This is a genomic window from Trichococcus ilyis (assembly GCF_900109135.1).
GTDB classification, from domain to species: Bacteria; Bacillota; Bacilli; order Lactobacillales; family Aerococcaceae; genus Trichococcus; species Trichococcus ilyis.
In genome coordinates, this window is sequence record NZ_FNYT01000059.1 from 1 (window position 1) to 1,408 (window position 1,408).

The 1,408-nt window shown below is 52.3% G+C and carries 1 rRNA gene; it reads left to right on the top strand.

Features of this window, described 5'->3' with window-relative positions:
* Positions 1-1,401, top strand: a 23S ribosomal RNA gene (locus tag BMX58_RS14510); the annotation flags it as partial.
* Positions 1,402-1,408: the final 7 nt, after the last annotated feature.

Here is a 1,408-nt window from a genome sequence, read left to right on the forward strand (position 1 = left end):
CAGCAAGTCTGAGAACGAGTGAAATGCTTTTTCTCTCAAGGACAAGCTGTGATGGGGAGCGAAATTTAGTAGCGAAGTTCCTGATGTCACACTGCCAAGAAAAGCTTCTAGTGAGAAAGTAACTGCCCGTACCGCAAACCGACACAGGTAGTTGAGGAGAGAATCCTAAGGTGTGCGAGAGAACTCTCGTTAAGGAACTCGGCAAAATGACCCCGTAACTTCGGGAGAAGGGGTGCTGACCGCAAGGTCAGCCGCAGTGAATAGGCCCAAGCGACTGTTTATCAAAAACACAGGTCTCTGCAAAATCGAAAGATGACGTATAGGGGCTGACGCCTGCCCGGTGCTGGAAGGTTAAGAGGAGAGGTTAGCGCAAGCGAAGCTTTGAATTGAAGCCCCAGTAAACGGCGGCCGTAACTATAACGGTCCTAAGGTAGCGAAATTCCTTGTCGGGTAAGTTCCGACCCGCACGAAAGGCGTAACGATTTGGGCACTGTCTCAACGAGAGACTCGGTGAAATTATAGTACCAGTGAAGATGCTGGTTACCCGCGACAGGACGGAAAGACCCCATGGAGCTTTACTGCAGTTTGATATTGCGTGTTTGTATCACATGTACAGGATAGGTAGGAGCCGAAGATACCGGGACGCCAGTCTCGGAGGAGGCAACGGTGGGATACTACCCTTGTGATATGACCACTCTAACCCGCTGCTCTTAGCGAGCAGGGAGACAGTGTCAGACGGGCAGTTTGACTGGGGCGGTCGCCTCCAAAAATGTAACGGAGGCGCCCAAAGGTTCCCTCAGAATGGTTGGAAATCATTCGTAGAGTGTAAAGGCAGAAGGGAGCTTGACTGCGAGACCTACAAGTCGAGCAGGGACGAAAGTCGGGCTTAGTGATCCGGTGGTTCCGCATGGAAGGGCCATCGCTCAACGGATAAAAGCTACCCTGGGGATAACAGGCTTATCTCCCCCAAGAGTTCACATCGACGGGGAGGTTTGGCACCTCGATGTCGGCTCATCGCATCCTGGGGCTGTAGTCGGTCCCAAGGGTTGGGCTGTTCGCCCATTAAAGCGGTACGCGAGCTGGGTTCAGAACGTCGTGAGACAGTTCGGTCCCTATCCGTCGCGGGCGTTGGAAATTTGAGAGGAGCTGTCCTTAGTACGAGAGGACCGGGATGGACACACCGCTGGTGTACCAGTTGTTCTGCCAAGAGCATCGCTGGGTAGCTATGTGTGGACGGGATAAACGCTGAAAGCATCTAAGCGTGAAGCCCCCCTCAAGATGAGATTTCCCATCACTTCAAGTGAGTAAGACCCCTGAGAGATGATCAGGTAGATAGGTTGGGAGTGGAAGTACAGCGATGTATGGAGCGGACCAATACTAATCGGTCGAGGACTTAACCAATTTTTAA